The 15930-nt window shown below is 44.1% G+C and carries 16 protein-coding genes and 1 pseudogene; 7 read left to right on the top strand and 10 right to left on the bottom strand.

What is annotated here, in order from left to right:
• Positions 1 to 126: 126 nt before the first annotated feature.
• The 7 genes from nqrF to bolA all read right to left on the bottom strand — a co-directional run bounded on the left by nqrF (position 127) and on the right by bolA (position 6796).
• The gene (gene nqrF / locus ACED41_RS12945; RefSeq protein WP_017059912.1) at positions 127 to 1353 is read right to left on the bottom strand and encodes an NADH:ubiquinone reductase (Na(+)-transporting) subunit F; all 1227 of its coding nucleotides are present in this window, start codon (positions 1351 to 1353) and stop codon (positions 127 to 129) included.
• 29 nt (positions 1354 to 1382) lie between these two features.
• Entirely contained in the window at positions 1383 to 1979 is a 597-nt protein-coding gene (nqrE, locus tag ACED41_RS12940) for an NADH:ubiquinone reductase (Na(+)-transporting) subunit E (RefSeq protein WP_009848375.1), read from the bottom strand.
• Between the two features lie 7 nt (positions 1980 to 1986).
• Complete coding sequence (locus ACED41_RS12935) at positions 1987 to 2619, bottom strand: NADH:ubiquinone reductase (Na(+)-transporting) subunit D (RefSeq protein ID WP_008223083.1); 633 nt, start codon at positions 2617 to 2619, stop codon at positions 1987 to 1989.
• Complete coding sequence (locus ACED41_RS12930) at positions 2619 to 3386, bottom strand: Na(+)-translocating NADH-quinone reductase subunit C (protein ID WP_017059911.1); 768 nt, start codon at positions 3384 to 3386, stop codon at positions 2619 to 2621. The genes ACED41_RS12935 and ACED41_RS12930 overlap by 1 nt, the downstream gene beginning before the upstream one ends.
• Entirely contained in the window at positions 3376 to 4620 is a 1245-nt protein-coding gene (locus ACED41_RS12925) for an NADH:ubiquinone reductase (Na(+)-transporting) subunit B (protein ID WP_017067139.1), read from the bottom strand. The genes ACED41_RS12930 and ACED41_RS12925 overlap by 11 nt, the downstream gene beginning before the upstream one ends.
• Positions 4621 to 4625: 5 nt before the next feature.
• The gene (locus tag ACED41_RS12920; RefSeq protein ID WP_019823845.1) at positions 4626 to 5966 is read right to left on the bottom strand and encodes a Na(+)-translocating NADH-quinone reductase subunit A; all 1341 of its coding nucleotides are present in this window, start codon (positions 5964 to 5966) and stop codon (positions 4626 to 4628) included.
• A gap of 521 nt (positions 5967 to 6487) precedes the next feature.
• Complete coding sequence (bolA, locus tag ACED41_RS12915; protein ID WP_017064186.1) at positions 6488 to 6796, bottom strand: transcriptional regulator BolA; 309 nt, start codon at positions 6794 to 6796, stop codon at positions 6488 to 6490.
• Between the two features lie 174 nt (positions 6797 to 6970).
• Between bolA and ACED41_RS12910 the strand changes: the two genes are divergently transcribed.
• The 4 genes from ACED41_RS12910 (at position 6971) to ACED41_RS12895 (ending at position 10718) form a co-directional block, all read left to right on the top strand.
• Entirely contained in the window at positions 6971 to 8122 is a 1152-nt protein-coding gene (locus ACED41_RS12910) for a methyltransferase (RefSeq protein ID WP_017068516.1), read from the top strand.
• Positions 8123 to 8188: 66 nt separating this feature from the next.
• On the top strand, positions 8189 to 8758 hold the full coding sequence (locus ACED41_RS12905) for a YajG family lipoprotein (RefSeq protein ID WP_017059907.1): 570 nt from the start codon (positions 8189 to 8191) through the stop codon (positions 8756 to 8758).
• On the top strand, positions 8758 to 9306 hold the full coding sequence (locus ACED41_RS12900) for a peptidylprolyl isomerase (protein WP_017059906.1): 549 nt from the start codon (positions 8758 to 8760) through the stop codon (positions 9304 to 9306). Before ACED41_RS12905 ends, ACED41_RS12900 begins: the two co-directional genes overlap by 1 nt.
• 53 nt (positions 9307 to 9359) lie before the next feature.
• On the top strand, positions 9360 to 10718 hold the full coding sequence (locus ACED41_RS12895) for an MFS transporter (protein ID WP_017059905.1): 1359 nt from the start codon (positions 9360 to 9362) through the stop codon (positions 10716 to 10718).
• Between the two features lie 66 nt (positions 10719 to 10784).
• Here ACED41_RS12895 and ACED41_RS12890 read toward each other — a convergent pair.
• Positions 10785 to 11046, bottom strand: a pseudogene (locus ACED41_RS12890) (2-dehydropantoate 2-reductase); the annotation flags it as partial.
• Positions 11047 to 11419: 373 nt separating this feature from the next.
• On the opposite strand from ACED41_RS12890, the gene ACED41_RS12885 reads away from it, so the two are divergent.
• The 3 genes from ACED41_RS12885 (at position 11420) to csdA (ending at position 14505) form a co-directional block, all read left to right on the top strand.
• On the top strand, positions 11420 to 12202 hold the full coding sequence (locus ACED41_RS12885) for an outer membrane protein OmpK (protein WP_017059903.1): 783 nt from the start codon (positions 11420 to 11422) through the stop codon (positions 12200 to 12202).
• A 110-nt stretch (positions 12203 to 12312) separates the two neighbouring features.
• Positions 12313 to 13206: a 2-dehydropantoate 2-reductase gene (panE, locus tag ACED41_RS12880; RefSeq protein ID WP_102394086.1), complete on the top strand. Its 894-nt coding sequence runs from the start codon at positions 12313 to 12315 to the stop codon at positions 13204 to 13206.
• 87 nt (positions 13207 to 13293) lie between these two features.
• The gene (gene csdA, locus ACED41_RS12875) at positions 13294 to 14505 is read left to right on the top strand and encodes a cysteine desulfurase CsdA (protein ID WP_137001986.1); all 1212 of its coding nucleotides are present in this window, start codon (positions 13294 to 13296) and stop codon (positions 14503 to 14505) included.
• 69 nt (positions 14506 to 14574) lie between these two features.
• On the opposite strand, the gene csdE is transcribed toward csdA, so the two are convergent.
• A complete protein-coding gene (gene csdE, locus ACED41_RS12870; RefSeq protein WP_017059900.1) occupies positions 14575 to 15003 on the bottom strand; it encodes a cysteine desulfurase sulfur acceptor subunit CsdE in 429 nt (142 codons plus the stop codon).
• A gap of 37 nt (positions 15004 to 15040) precedes the next feature.
• The gene (gene tcdA, locus ACED41_RS12865; RefSeq protein ID WP_017059899.1) at positions 15041 to 15850 is read right to left on the bottom strand and encodes a tRNA cyclic N6-threonylcarbamoyladenosine(37) synthase TcdA; all 810 of its coding nucleotides are present in this window, start codon (positions 15848 to 15850) and stop codon (positions 15041 to 15043) included.
• Positions 15851 to 15930: the final 80 nt, after the last annotated feature.

Below are 15930 nucleotides of genomic sequence, written 5' to 3'. Positions count from 1 at the left end.
GTAAAAAATAGGTATTTTGAATGCCTTACTCTTTCTTATATAAGCCAGTATGTTGTCAAAAGCTGTCTTAGAAAAACAAATGGCTGACTCGTAGGAGTCAGCCATAATATCAATCACTTAAGTGGATTAACCACCGAAGTCATCTAGTAGGATGTTTTCATCTTCTACACCAAGATCTTTCAGCATGCCGATAACAGCAGCGTTCATCATCGGTGGACCACACATGTAGTACTCACAATCTTCAGGAGCTTCGTGATCCTTCAGGTAGTTTTCGTACAGTACGTTGTGGATGAAACCAGTGTAACCGTCCCAGTTGTCCTCTGGTTGAGGATCAGACAGTGCACAGTGCCACACGAAGTTTTCGTTTGCAGCCGCTAGGCCATCGAAATCTTCAATGTAGAACATCTCACGCTTAGAACGCGCGCCATACCAGTAAGACATCTTACGAGTAGACTTAAGACGCTTAAGTTGGTCGAAGATATGAGAACGCATAGGCGCCATACCTGCACCACCACCGATGAATACCATTTCATTGTCTGTGTCTTTAGCAAAGAACTCACCAAATGGACCAGAAATAGTACATTTGTCGCCTTCTTTAAGAGACCAGATGTATGAAGACATAACACCAGGAGCTACGTCAGGGTTGTTTGGCGGCGGAGTTGCGATACGCACGTTAAGCTTGATGATGCCTTTCTCTTCTGGGTATGAAGCCATAGAGTAAGCACGGATCGAATGCTCTTTAACGATAGACTCATAACGGAACAAGTTGAACTTATCCCAGTCACCACGGTATTCCTCAGGAATATCGTAATCTGCGTATTTCACGTGATGTGGTTCAGCTTCAATCTGAATGTAACCACCCGCGCGGAACGGAACTTCTTCACCTTCAGGGATCGCTAGAGCAAGTTCTTTGATGAAAGTAGCTTCGTTGTTATTCGAGATAACAGTACATTCCCACTTTTTAACACCAAAGATATCTTCGTCTAGTTCAATCTCCATGTCAGTTTTCATAGCAACTTGACATGCAAGACGTTCGCCTTCGCGAGCTTCACCTTTTGTGATGTGATCAAGTTCAGTTGGAAGGATGTCGCCACCACCAGACTTAACTTTTACACGACACTGACCACAAGAGCCACCGCCACCACAAGCAGAAGATACGAAGATACCAGCGCCAGCCAGGGCACCAAGTAGCTTGCTACCAGGTTGAGTAACGATCGCCTTTTCAGGGTCGCCGTTTACTGAAATAGTGATGTCACCTGATGGTACTAACTTAGACTTAGCGAAAAGAATCACTAGTACTAGAGCCAGTACAATAATGGTAAACATCGCTACGCCAAGAATAATACTAAACATTTGTTATTCCTTATTACTGGGTGCTTACCCTACAGTTGAACACCAGAGAAAGACATAAAGCCTAACGCCATCAGACCAACAGTAATGAACGTGATACCAAGGCCACGAAGACCTGGAGGTACGTCAGAGTACTTCATCTTCTCACGGATACCCGCAAGAGCAACGATAGCTAACATCCAACCCACACCAGAACCGAAGCCGTAAACAACAGATTCAGCAAAGTTGTAGTCACGAGTTACCATGAAAGATACACCACCAAAGATTGCACAGTTAACTGTGATCAGTGGAAGGAAGATACCTAGTGCGTTGTACAAAGGTGGGAAGAAACGGTCTAGAACCATCTCTAGGATTTGTACAAGTGCCGCGATAACACCGATGAATGCGATGAAGTTAAGGAAACTTAAATCGACACCTTCAACAAGCGCGTTTTCTTTCAGGATGTGTGTGTAAACAAGGTTGTTTACAGGAACAGCGATTGTAAGTACTACAACTACCGCAACACCAAGACCAAAAGAAGTTTTAACTTTCTTAGATACCGCTAGGAATGTACACATACCTAGGAAGAAAGAAAGCGCCATGTTTTCGATGAAAATCGATTTAACTAGCAGACTAATATAATGTTCCATGACTACCTTACCCCTTCGCTTCTACTTGTTCTGGTTTGAACACACGAATTGCCCAAATCAAGAAACCAATTAGGAAGAATGCAGAAGGTGCTAGAAGCATCAAGCCGTTTGGCTGATACCAACCACCGTTGCTCACTAGAGGTAGTACTTCCATACCAAATAGTTTGCCAGAGCCTAGAAGCTCACGGAAGAAACCAACAGTGATAAGAACGAAACCGTAACCAAGACCGTTACCAAGACCATCGATTAGAGATGGGATTGGCGCAGACTTCATTGCGAATGCTTCAGCACGACCCATTACAATACAGTTAGTAATGATTAGGCCTACGAATACAGATAGCTGCTTAGAGATATCGTATAGGTATGCTTTAAGCACTTGGTCTACCACGATTACTAGTGATGCGATAATTGCCATCTGAACGATGATACGCACACTGTTAGGAATGTGGTTACGGATCAAAGAAACGAAGAAGTTAGACAGAGCAGTAACAAACATTACCGCGATAGTCATAACAAATGCTGTTTCTAGCTTAGTGGTTACCGCAAGAGCAGAACACACACCAAGAACCTGTAGCGCGATTGGGTTGTTGTCCAACACCGGCGCTAAGATGCTCTTTTTAATTTCTTTTGCACTAGACATTAGTTCAGACCTCCGTCACGAACTTTTGCTAGGAACGGACCAAAGCCCATATCACCTAACCAGAAGTCAAATGTATGTTGAACACCAACGCTAGTCAGTGTTGCACCAGAAAGGCCATCTACACCGTGCTCAGAACCTTGAGGAGCGCCACCTTTAACAACCTGAATAGCAGGTTTGTGGTTTTCGTCGAATAATTTCTTACCAACGAATTGAGCGCGCCAAGATGGGTTCTCAACTTCACCACCAAGTCCAGGAGTTTCACCTTGCTCGTAGTAAGTGATACCAGAAACTGTGTTGCCATCAGTTTCTACCGCAACGAATGCGTACATCATTGACCATAGACCGTTACCGTGAACAGGGATGATAACTTTAGAAGTTTCAGCGCCATCTTTCACAAGGTATACAGTACCCGTGTTAGCACGACGAAGGATCTTAGCGATGTCATCTTCAGCTGAAAGCTTGATTGACTGAGCTGGATCTTTTGCCGCTTTACGTTGGTCGTATGCAGCAGCATCGCCGTCAACGAAATCGCCAGTAGCGAAATCAACTAGACGAGGTTCAATGTTCTCTGCGTACAGTTCAGGGATATTACCCGCAAGTTCAATGCCCGCAACTTCAAGGATCTTAGTTTGCTGATCTAGAACCGCGTTAGCTTGTTGCTTAGGTTTAAGAACAACTGCAGCTGTTGAAACGATGATTGAGCACACTAGGCTCAATGCGATAACAACAAACAGCGTCTTTTTAATGCTATCGTTATTACTTGCCATAGCGCGCTAGTCTCCGCTTAATGTTCTTCTCGATTACAACGTGGTCAAACAGAGGAGCAAATAGGTTTGCGAATAGAATCGCAAGCATCATGCCTTCTGGGTATGCAGGGTTAACTACACGAATCATTACACACATTGCGCCGATTAGGATGCCGTACCACCACTTACCTTTGTTGGTAAATGAAGCTGATACTGGGTCAGTCGCCATGAAGAACATACCGAATGCGAAGCCACCTAGAACTAGGTGCCAGTGCCAAGGCATGCTGAACATTGCGTTAGTATCAGAACCGATCACGTTAAACAGCGTAGACACAGCAATCATACCGATCATTACACCAGCAATGATTCGCCATGAAGCGATACGCATGTAAACGATCATCGCAGCACCGATCATAAGTGCTAGAGTCGATACTTCACCGATAGAACCTGGGATGTTACCAATGAATGCGTCCATCCAAGTGATTGCTTCACCAGATGTTACGTTCATTAGTGCGCTACCGCCGCCTTGAGCCCATTGGCTAAGAGCAGTTGCACCAGAGAAACCATCTGCAGCAGTCCAAACTACGTCACCTGAAATCTGTGCAGGGTATGCAAAGAATAGGAACGCACGGCCAGCAAGTGCAGGGTTCAGGAAGTTACGACCCGTACCACCGAAGATCTCTTTAGCGACTACAACACCGAAGGTAATACCTAGTGCTGCTTGCCATAGAGGAAGTGTTGGCGGAACGATAAGCGCGAATAAGATAGAAGTAACAAAGAAACCTTCGTTTACTTCGTGCTTACGCACCATACAGAACAGAACTTCCCAGAAACCACCAACGATGAATACCGTTGCGTAGATAGGTAGGAAGTAAGTCGCACCAAGTAGCATCTTGCTGCCAACACCTGCATCGGCTCCTAAGGAGGCTCCAAGCATTTCGGTTAGCCAGTAGTGCCAGTTACCACTGATAACAGATGCTAGTTCAGCACCTGCATACATATGGTTAAGTGCTGCGATAGCTTGGCCACCCGCGTTGTACATACCCCAGAACATTGCTGGGAATACCGCGAACCAAACCATGATCATGATACGTTTTAAATCAACGCTATCACGAACGTGCGAGCTTTTCTTTGTAATAAGACCTGGCGTGTAGAACACTGTCGCTGCTGCTTCGTAAAGCGCAAACCACTTCTCGTGTTTACCACCTGGCTCAAAATGATGCTCGATGTCTTCAAGAAACTTTTTAAGGCCCATGAAAATTACCCTTCCTTCTCAATCGTATCTAGGCATTCACGAAGTAGTTGACCGTACTCGTACTTACCTGGACATACAAAGGTACACAATGCTACATCTTCTTCGTCTAGCTCTAGCGCACCTAGTGCTTGAGCACTATCAATGTCGCCTGCACATAGATCACGAAGCAGCAATGTAGGTTCCATATCTAGAGGCATTACGCGCTCGTAGTTACCAATTGGAACCATTGAGCGGTCACTACCGTTTGTTGTCGTTGTCATGTTGAACAACTGACCTTTAAACAGGTGACCAAGGAATGAACGAGTAACAGAGAACTTGTTCTTACCAGGCATAGCCCAGCCGAATAGCTCTTTATCACGACCTTCACGTAGAACAGAAACTTGCTGATGGTAACGACCAAGGAAAGCATGTGGACCTGTTGCTTCAGTACCCGTAAGTACAGAACCAGAAATCACACGAACTTCGCCTGGCATTAACTCGCTGTCTGTCAACTCTTCAAGGCTAGCACCAATTTGAGTACGAACTAGACGTGGGTTGTTCACCACTGGACCAGCCAGAGAAACAACACGCTCAGAGTAAATCTCACCAGTAAGGAAAAGCTTACCGAATGCGATAACATCTTGGTAGTTAATGCTCCACGCTACATTTTGTGCATTTACCGGATATAGGTAATGCATATGCGTGCCTGCAAGACCTGCAGGGTGTGGGCCATCAAAAACATGTTCTTCAACGTTAGACTGAGCTGAACGAGGTAAGCTAGTACCTTTTTTACAAACGTACACTTTACCGTTAGTCAGAGTTGAAAGAAGATCTAAACCAGCAACGAAAGCATCAGACTGCTCGTTAATGATTAATTCTGGCTCAGCTGCTAGCGGATTAGTATCCATAGCAGTAACGAAAATAGCCTGAGTTTCAGAATCAACTGCTGGAACCTTGCTGAACGGACGAGTTCGCAAAGCGGTCCATGCGCCAGACTCAACTAACTGAGCTTTAACCGTTTCACGGTCAAGGCCTACTAGTTGGTTAGCTTCATAGCTATTGAACGTGATTTGCTCATTGCCTGCTACTTCAATCACTACTGATTGAAGAACACGCTTAGCACCACGGTTCACTTCAATAACTTTACCGCTTGCTGGAGAAGTAAATACAACACCTGGGTTCTTTTTATCTGCAAAAAGAACTTGGCCTTTCTTCACTTCATCACCAACGCGAGCATGCATCGTAGGACGCATACCAACGTACTCTTCGCCAAGCAAGGCGACTTTAGTGATGGACTTACCATCATTAATCACCTGGGATGGAGTTCCTGCGATAGGAAGATCCAAACCCTTCTTTATTGTAATCATACGCACTTGCACTACTTTATCGGGAAAAAGATTCTTTTAATTGCGTAAATTCGGGACGTTTTAAAATCGCCCTTAGACACGACATTACAGTGTCCGGTTTTGGTAAATTTGAGATACCAAAATCGCAACATTACATTAATAAACTCATCACAAATATTATGTGAGATTTATCAGGTGCCGTATTCTAGCATTTTTTGACAACTTGATGCCATGACCAATAACTTGAATACGGCCTTTATTTGGTGAGATTTGAAGCATATGGACTCTCAAATATGTATAAATTTGACGAGCCGCACAGATAGATTGGCTTTTGAATCGTGTTTTAAACAAGAGATTAATACTCTGTCACAAACTAATATTTTACGAGTTATGTTGAAACACTGTTAATAAAAACATTACTCATTGTAGGTGTTTTTAGTCGTTCAAATTGCCATCAGTTTGAGTGATATAACAACGAAAAACACATAGGTTTGGCGACAAAAAAGGCGGCATCACCACCTTTTGTCAATATGCTCGCTGTGTTACTTGCCACCACCCATACACATAGGGCTGTCTGGCACGTTATCGAGCTGCTTCATCCATTCATCTTTTGTATAAGTGTGAATGGACAGTGCGTGAATATTATTCGCTAGCTCTTCTGAAAGAGCTTTATTTACCGCTCGATGACGAGCAATAAGACGCAATCCTTCAAACACATCACTGACAACAATCACTTTAAAATGACTCTCAGAACCGGCCGGAACATTGTGCATATAGCTCTCATTAACCACGTTTAAATGACTTGGTGAAAACTCATTGTGCAATTTTGTTTCGATAACTTCTTGGATCATTGTGATTCCTTAATAACGTATTGGCATTATCCGTGGGATGAGTATAAACCCTAAGCGGTCGACTGTCTGAGTATTTGATAGCGAATGGCGTAGGTTTGGTTGAGTTTTTTCTATCTTGTTCAGCCTGCATTTGAGACAATATCTTTGTTATTTCTTACATAAGTATCTCAAGCAATGAAAACCGAACTTACCCTTCACGATAGAACTTTAACCTTACATCGTTTCCCGAAACGTTCAAATGAAACCCTTCAAGCTTGGGATGCGGGCGACGAATACCTGATCAGTCATGTTGAAGAGATGAACCTCGAACCTGGCAAACACATCCTGATCATGAACGACAGCTTCGGTGCCCTATCCGCTTGGTTCTCGAAAGATCATGATGTCACTATGATGAGCGACTCATTTATCTCTCACCGTGGTGCCCTGAAAAACTTGCAGCGCAATCAAAGTAACCGAGTGAACTTCTTGAACACGATGGATGATATCCCACACGGTATCGATCTTGTGATCATGCAGCTGCCAAAAACAAATCGTCACCTAATCTGGCAATTGAGTCAGCTACGCCAAGCATTGCCTGAAGGCTGCCAAGTGATCGGCGTCAACAAGGTAAAAGAGATTCACACCTCTACGCTTAACCTGTTCGAAAAATACCTAGGCGAAACCAAAACATCACTAGCGAAGAAAAAACACCGCTTAGTCTTCTCATCTCCAAACTGCCAGCCAATTCAAACGGTAGAGCCTTTTGTTGAATGGGATGTAGACGGTGAAGATATCCGCCTGAAAAATTTACCAAATGTTTACTCAGGGGAAGCACTCGATCAAGGCGCTCGCTATATGCTAGAGCACATCCCTCAAGATCCTGAGCTACGTCATATCATCGATCTTGGTTGTGGCAACGGTGTATTGAGTGTAAAAGCAGGGCAATTGAACCCACAAGCCCGTATCACCTGTGTGGATGAAAGCTTTATGGCGGTGGAATCGGCGCGCCAAAACGTCAAAGATAACCTTGGTGAAGAAGGCAACTTCCAGTTCATCGCCAACAACTGTTTAGATGGCTTCAAGAAAAACAGCACCTACTTAGTGATGTGTAATCCTCCATTCCATCAGCAACAAGCGATTACGGATCACATTGCGTGGCAAATGTTCTGTGATGCAAAGCATGTTCTAAGCAATGGAGGCAAATTAATTGTTATTGGCAACCGACACCTCGGATACGATGTCAAACTAGCAAGACTATTTGGTGAAGCTAACGTTGAAACGCTTGAACTAAACCAAAAATTTGAGATATTACAAGCAACAAGAGAACCTGCGAATTTTAATAAATAAGCAGAAACGACTTCACAAGAATTTAAGATACCGAGCTTCTGGTGTGAATTTAGAAAGGATAAAGGAATGAAAAAACTGATTTTGGCTGCTTCTATTATGGCTTTGACAGCATGTTCAGCCCCTCAGCAAGAACAGATCAATGTAATGCCAGAAGCTTCACTAAGCTCAAGCAACCTTGTACAAGGCAAAACATACACACTAACCAGTAAAGATGTTCGTGCCGCTCAATATGTTGCATTGGTTGATAGTGGCCGTTCAAACATTCAGCCAATTCACGCTAAGCAAAACATGCGTATTTCTCTAGAAAATGCTGTTGCACAGCAGTTAGAGTCTCAAGGTTTTCGTGCGAGCGTAAACAGTGAAAACTCGATTGTTTTAGAGATTCAAGAAGCACTCGTTACCGTAGAGCACACCATTATGGAAAACAAAATGGACGGTAAAGTAACGCTTGAAGTTACCGCTGAAACACCTGAAGGCAAACTAGTTAAAACATTCAACGGCACTGCAACACGCACTGGTGCATTGAGTGCATCTAACGACGACATCTCTATGGTTCTTAATGACGTGATCAACTTGGTTCTTACTGAGATCGCTAACGACCAAGAGCTACAAACTTACATGAAGGAACGTTTCTAATGGGTCGTATTTTATCTTCTATCGCATTAATGCTAGTGAGCGTGAGCGTTTGGGCTGGTCCTAAAGTAAACGTGGAAACAACATTAGGCGACTTCACTATTGAGCTTAACCAAGAACAAGCACCGGTTAGTGCGGAGAACTTCCTAAAATACGTTGCTGACGGCAGCTACGAAGGCACGATCTTCCACCGTGTTATTCCTGGCTTTATGGCTCAAGGTGGCGGCTTCGATCAAGAGATGAATCAACAAGCAACTTACGCTCCTATCAAGAATGAAGGCAGCAATGGCTTGAAGAACGATACAGCAACAATCGCGATGGCTCGTACTAATGCGCCAGATTCTGCAACTCGTCAGTTCTTCATTAACTTCTCTGATAATGACTTCTTGAACGCAAAAGGTAGCAACCCAGGCTACGCTGTATTCGGCAAAGTAACTGAAGGTTTTGATGTTGTTCAAAAGATGGCAACGATTCCAACCAAGCGAATGGGCCGCATGTCAGACATACCAGTTGACCCAATCGTCATCACTAAAGTGACCCTTCTTAAGTAATCCAATCTAACGCCCTTATTTCTTAAGGGCGTTTTTCTACACAAGGACGCCCTATGTCATCAGGCACTCCCTCTCTTTCTTGGATGCAGACTTTCCGCAGCTACCTAGATAAACGCCTACTTTGGGTGTTTATGCTCGGCTGTTCGAGTGGCTTCCCATGGGTTCTTATTGGATCCAATATGTCTGGTTGGCTAAAAGATGCAGGTTTAACGCGTGCTGCCATCGGCTACTTTGGCAGTGTGTTTGCCGTGTATGCGATTAACTTTCTATGGGCACCATTGGTAGACCGAGTAAAACTGCCGGTGCTTCACGCAATACTCGGCCAGCGACGCAGTTGGATCTTTTTCTGCCAATCCATTGTTTTAATCGGTACCTTATTCATCGCAGGCGTCAATCCCGCAGAGAACTTGGCGTTTACTTCAATGTTGGCGCTCGCTATTGCCATTGCCTCAGCCACGCAAGACATCGCGATTGATGCATTTCGTATTGATACCTTCCCAAAATCCGAAGCATCAAAACTGCCGCAAGCTTCTGCAATGGCCGTAATTGGTTGGTGGACGGGGTATTCTCTACCAGGCTACCTTGCCTTTATTAACGCAGACTCAATCGGTTGGAATGGCGTGTATTACGGAATGGCAGGCGTCGTTGTCGTACTAATGCTGTTTACTCTTTTTGTCGGAGAGCCAAATACACAACGCGAAGCCCTGCAAGAACAGGCTCAGCAACGCCACAATAAGGTTGTCGGTTCGAAAGTCGTGGCTTGGTTCAGTGTTACCGTGTTAGAACCGTTTTATGACTTCTTCAAACGAAACGGAGTTCAAGTTGCCATCACCCTACTGCTGTTCGTATTCCTATTTAAGATAGGTGAAGCCTTCCTAGGTCGCATGTCGATCACCTTCTATAAAGAGATAGGTTTCAGTAACGAACAGATCGGCCACTATTCGAAGTTAATTGGTTGGGGCGCAACCATATTCTTCACTTTGGTAGGCAGCGTCTTCAATGTAAAATTCGGCATTGTACGCGGACTGATGATTGGCGGTGTTGCCATGGCAGCCAGTAATCTAATGTTTGCATGGATCGCTCAAGCAGGCCCAAGTGAAACACTGTTCTTGGCAACGATTATTGTCGATAACTTCACGACCGCCTTTTCAACAGTAGCTTTTGTCTCTTTCTTAACGTTATTAACTGGGCAGGCCTTCTCTGCAACCCAATATGCATTACTCGCATCCTTGGGTAACTTCGGTCGAACAACACTGGCTTCATTTAGTGGTGAATTGGTCGATTACCTCAATGATTGGTCAACCTTCTTTATACTGACCGCACTTATGGTGATTCCAAGTTTGATCATGCTCTACTCGTTACGTCACTTTTTCACGGATTTATTAGAGAAAGCCAAAACTAACCAAGAATAGAGTCAAAGAAAACAAATAAGAAGAGGGTAGCATTGATCTACCCTCTTCTACGTTCTGTCTTCAGATCTAGTCTGTTGTTTCACTGACAATTAGGTTAAAACCCGTACCCATCGAATCATCAATCGCCACGACTTGATACACCACACCATCAGCTAAGGTTGCGGGCGCAGAGTCGATAGCCACAACTGACGGCTGACCCGCTACAGTAATCGTCACAAAGTAAGACCCCGCCGCAACATAAATACCATTCGCATAATCTCTGAATTTCACATCACTTAGCGCCGGAGTGCTACCAACAACACCCACCGTTTTCGGTCAAAAATAGATCAAAGACTGGATTGTAAGACGGGTTGAATGGGGCATTTTCAAAGAGAAAACGCTTAGAAATGAATACTGTTGATTTTGATATGCATGTCACTCTAATTAGTAGAATCGTTTGCTTAGCACAGTATTTCACCTATTTATCCACAAAATAATCGAGTTTCACAAAATCAATAGAATTAGAGGTGCATCAAGATGCATTGCCACATTAAAGTTCCATCATTTAGATCATTAGTGTGATCAACTTCACCTTAATAATTGTAATTTTCACTCCGTCTCACTTTTATTTGAGAACAAAATCGCTATTATGCTCGGCATTCGGACATCATAAACACGCACGGATTAGCGGGTTACTTATTTCAAACATAGAGAGTTCCATTATGCGTAAATCACTTTTAACTCTTGGCCTACTTGCAGCAGCATCTGCTCCAGTAATGGCGGCTGATTATTCTGACGGCGACATCCATAAGAACGATTACAAATGGATGCAATTCAACCTTATGGCTGCAATTGACGAACTTCCAGGTGAGTCTTCACATGATTACCTAGAGATGGAATTCGGTGGCCGCTCGGGAATCTTCGACCTTTATGGCTATGTTGACGTATTCAACCTAACGTCTGATCCAGGCAGCGATAAAGCTGGTGCTGAAAAGATGTTCATGAAGTTCGCTCCTCGTATGTCTCTAGACGGACTTACAGGTAAAGATCTTTCTTTCGGTCCAGTTCAAGAGCTTTACGTATCTACACTTATGGAATGGGGTGGTAACTCTGGCGTTAACACTCAAAAAGTTGGTTTAGGTTCTGACGTAATGGTTCCGTGGTTAGGCAAAATTGGCCTAAACCTTTACGGTACATACGATTCAAACAACAAAGATTGGAACGGTTACCAAGTTTCTGCAAACTGGTTTAAACCTTTCTACTTCTTCGAGAACGGTTCATTCGTCTCTTACCAAGGTTACATCGATTACCAATTTGGTCTGGAAGACAAGTACTCTTCTGCAAGTAACGGTGGTGCAATGTACAATGGTATCTACTGGCACTCAGATCGTTTTGCTGTTGGTTACGGCCTAAAAGGTTACAAAGACATCTACGGTATTAAAGATACTGATGGATTCAAATCAACAGGCTTCGGTCACTACGTTGCAGTAACTTACAAGTTCTAATCGAACTTCTAAGAAAGTTTCCAAAATGGCACCCTCGGGTGCCATTTTTTATTGCTTTCATTTAATGCCTCGCTATCCTTGCAGCATCACTTTCTTATCTCGGTATTACTGTGAACATCACTATTGTTGGACCAGGAGCTATCGGCTCTTTATGGGCGATTAAATTGCTTCAAGCTGGTCATAATGTCTCGTTGTGGAGTCGCTCCCCTGAAACCTCAATTGACCTAACACTTGATGAGCAAACTTCACTTTCCTTCAGTAATAACAATATCGAAAAGCTATCAACGAGTGACTTAGTGATCTTCACAGTCAAAGCTTGGCAAGTAGAAGAAGCCACTACTCCGTTACTTCAATACCTCGACTCTGACACCATTCTCATGTTCATGCATAACGGAATGGGTGCGGTCGATAACATTGCTACTAAAATTGATGATCACCCGATAGTATTGGCGACGACAACTCAAGCAGCATTCAAACCCAACCGAAACAATGTGTCTCATACTGGATTGGGGCAAACTCAATTGGGTACTTTTAACCAGACGGGTCAACAGTGCACGTTTTTAGTTGATGTCTTAGATAATGCTCTCCCCGCTGTGAGTTGGAACCCAGAGATAACATCCGCACTATGGACTAAACTCGCCATCAATTGTGCTATCAACCCACTCACTGGGTTGGAACAAATCAAGAACGGCGAACTTGCAGACCAAAGGTTTGAGGGTATTTTAAGTTCTATCGTTGAAGAGCTAACGCTAGTTATGCAGGCCGAAGAGATCGCTTGTTCATTCGACGGATTAGAAGCAAGTGTCAAGCAGGTCATCCAAGCCACGGCGCAGAACAACTCATCCATGAAGCAGGATATGTTTTACCAACGCAAGACAGAGATCGACTTCATCACTGGACACCTAATAAAAACAGCGCTTAAGCATCAGATAGAAGTTCCCGTTAACCAAAAACTGTTCGATCAGGTCAAAGAGCAAGAAAATAGCTGGAATCATCAAGATTAGTCAGCAACGGTCAACAAGTCGCGATAAAATAACAATACCGCTAAGCATAACGCTGGCACCAATTTCCAAGATTTTAGGTAAGAATAGATGCTTGATATCAATCACATCCGAGAGCAGTTTCCTGCGCTATCACAAACCATCAATCAACAACCATTGATTTACTTAGACAGCGCGGCAACGACACAAAAACCTCAGGTAGTTATTGATGCCATTAGCCAGTATTACTCCAAGCAAAATGCCAATGTTCACCGCGGTAGCCATAGTTTAACAGCGAACGCGACCAGTCAGTTTGAAGCAGCCAGAGATAAGGTCGCTCAGTTTATTGGAGCAAGCTCTTCAAAAGAGATCATCTGGACTCGCGGTGCAACCGAGGCGCTCAACCTAATAGCTCAAACCTACGCAAGAAGCACCCTTCAGCCAGGCGATGAGATCTTAGTGAGTGAAATGGAACATCACGCCAACATAGTGCCTTGGCAAATTGTTGCAGAACAAACCGGTGCTAAAGTCGTTAAAGTACCGATGACATCGGATTGTGAACTTGACCTCACTGCGTTTGATGCACTTTTAAATGAACGAACCAAGATTGTTGCATTAGCTCAGATAACCAACGTGACGGGTTCTCGTCAGCCAATTGAAGCTGTCATCGAGAAAGCACACAAGATGAATGCAATTGTGGTGGTAGATGGCGCGCAAGGGATCGTTCATGAGCCTATTGATGTTGCTGCTTTAGGTGCGGATTTCTACGTATTCTCTGGGCACAAACTCTATGCCCCTGCGGGTATCGGTGTGCTTTACGGCAAGCTTGAATTGCTCAAAGCGATGCCACCTTGGCATGGCGGTGGCAAAATGGTTGAGCGCGTCTCTTTCTCTGGCACTACTTTTTCAGAACTGCCTGGCAAATTCGAAGCGGGCACACCAAATGTGGCGGGAGCGATTGCCTTAAGCACCGCAATAGAATGGTTAAGTGGTTTTGCACAACAAGATATCGAAAATCATATCCACCAGCTACAACACGAGACTTATCTTGCTCTCAGTAAACTGGATGACATTCAGATTTTAGGGTATCAACCTAACGCAAGTGTGATTACTTTTGTGATGGATGGTGTTCACCATCAAGATATAGCGACTCTACTGGATCAGCAAGGTATCGCAGTACGTGCAGGACATCATTGTGCTCACCCATTAATGGATGCACTTAATGTGAAAGGAACGGTTCGAATTTCATTTGGTATTTACAACAACATGGATGATGTTGAAAAGCTCGTAGCGGCGATAGAAAAAGCCGTTGATATGCTTTAGGGAGTAGCGAAATTACTTAGGGTTGGCGTTTAACGTCAACCCTTTTTGCTTCTGTGTATCAAGGAGATATTAAGCACTTAGCTCTTGGATTTGAGCAACAATCGCTTTTAATCCATTACCGCGAGATGGGCTAAGGTGGGTAATTAGACCGATTTGTTCAAAGTAACCATCAATATCGAACGCTTGAACCTGCTCTGATGTTTTTCCATCATACGCAGCCATCACTAATGCAATCAGACCGCGCACAATACGAGCATCAGAATCAGCACAAAAGTGCCAAACACCGTCGATATTTTGAGAAACCAACCACACTTGGCTTTCACAGCCAGAGACAATCACCTGCTCACTTTTCAGTTCATCAGGCATCGTTGGCAGTTTCTTACCCCATTGAATCACTTGGCGATAACGGTCTTCCCAGCCGCTGAATGTCTGCATCTTCGCGACGATATCATCACTGGTAATTTCAGTGCCGAATGGAGAGCTTGGGAATGTGGTCATTTTAATATCCAGTCGATTGTTAATTGAGTAAAAGACGTTACTTAGCGTGCTTTTGAATCAGCTTTTCAACGATACGCGAAACAGCTACAAAACCAAACGTCGCCGTTACAACTGTTGCCGCACCAAAACCCGTCGCACAATCCATACGTTTTGGACCTTCTGCTGTCGCTTTCGCAGCACAGACACTGCCGTCAGCTTGAGGGTATTTCAGCTGTTCAGTTGAGAACACACAATCGATACCAAACTTACGTGCTGGATTCTTAGGGAAATTATGATGACGACGAAGGGTATCTTTTAGCTTCTTCGCGAGCGGATCTTGAATCGTCTTCGTCAGATCAGCCACTTTGATTTGAGTCGGATCGATTTGACCACCCGCACCACCAGTGGTGATCACCTTAATTTTGTTGCTACGACAATATGCCAACAGTGAAGCCTTAGCTTTCATGCTATCAATCGCATCTAACACAAAGTCGAACTCTTTCGACAGGTATTCAGCCTGATTGTCTGGGCCGATGAAGTCGTCAATCAGGTTAACTTTACACTCAGGGTTAATCAGCTTAACGCGCTCTGCCATCACTTCAATTTTGCTTTTACCAACGGTACCCGACATTGCGTGGATCTGACGGTTGATGTTGGTCACACACACATCATCCATATCGATCAAAGTCAGCTCACCTAAACCAGTACGAGCAAGCGCTTCAACCGCCCATGAACCGACACCACCAATACCGATCACACACACGTGTGCTGCTCTAAGTATGTCGACTTCACTATTGCCATATAGGCGACGGGTGCCACCAAATCGTTGGTCATAGTTTTCTGAAGCTGGAGTGGTCAATTCACGCATTGTTGCCGCCAATTTATTTCTGAGAAAAAGAAAAGAGTGCGTTTTATACGCACTCTTGAATAAAAAGTCTAGGGGATTAG

Origin of the sequence: Vibrio sp. 1F255 (assembly GCF_041439145.1) — a bacterium.
Taxonomy (GTDB): domain Bacteria; phylum Pseudomonadota; class Gammaproteobacteria; order Enterobacterales; family Vibrionaceae; genus Vibrio; species Vibrio crassostreae_C.
This window is presented reverse-complemented; position numbering and strand designations above follow the sequence as displayed.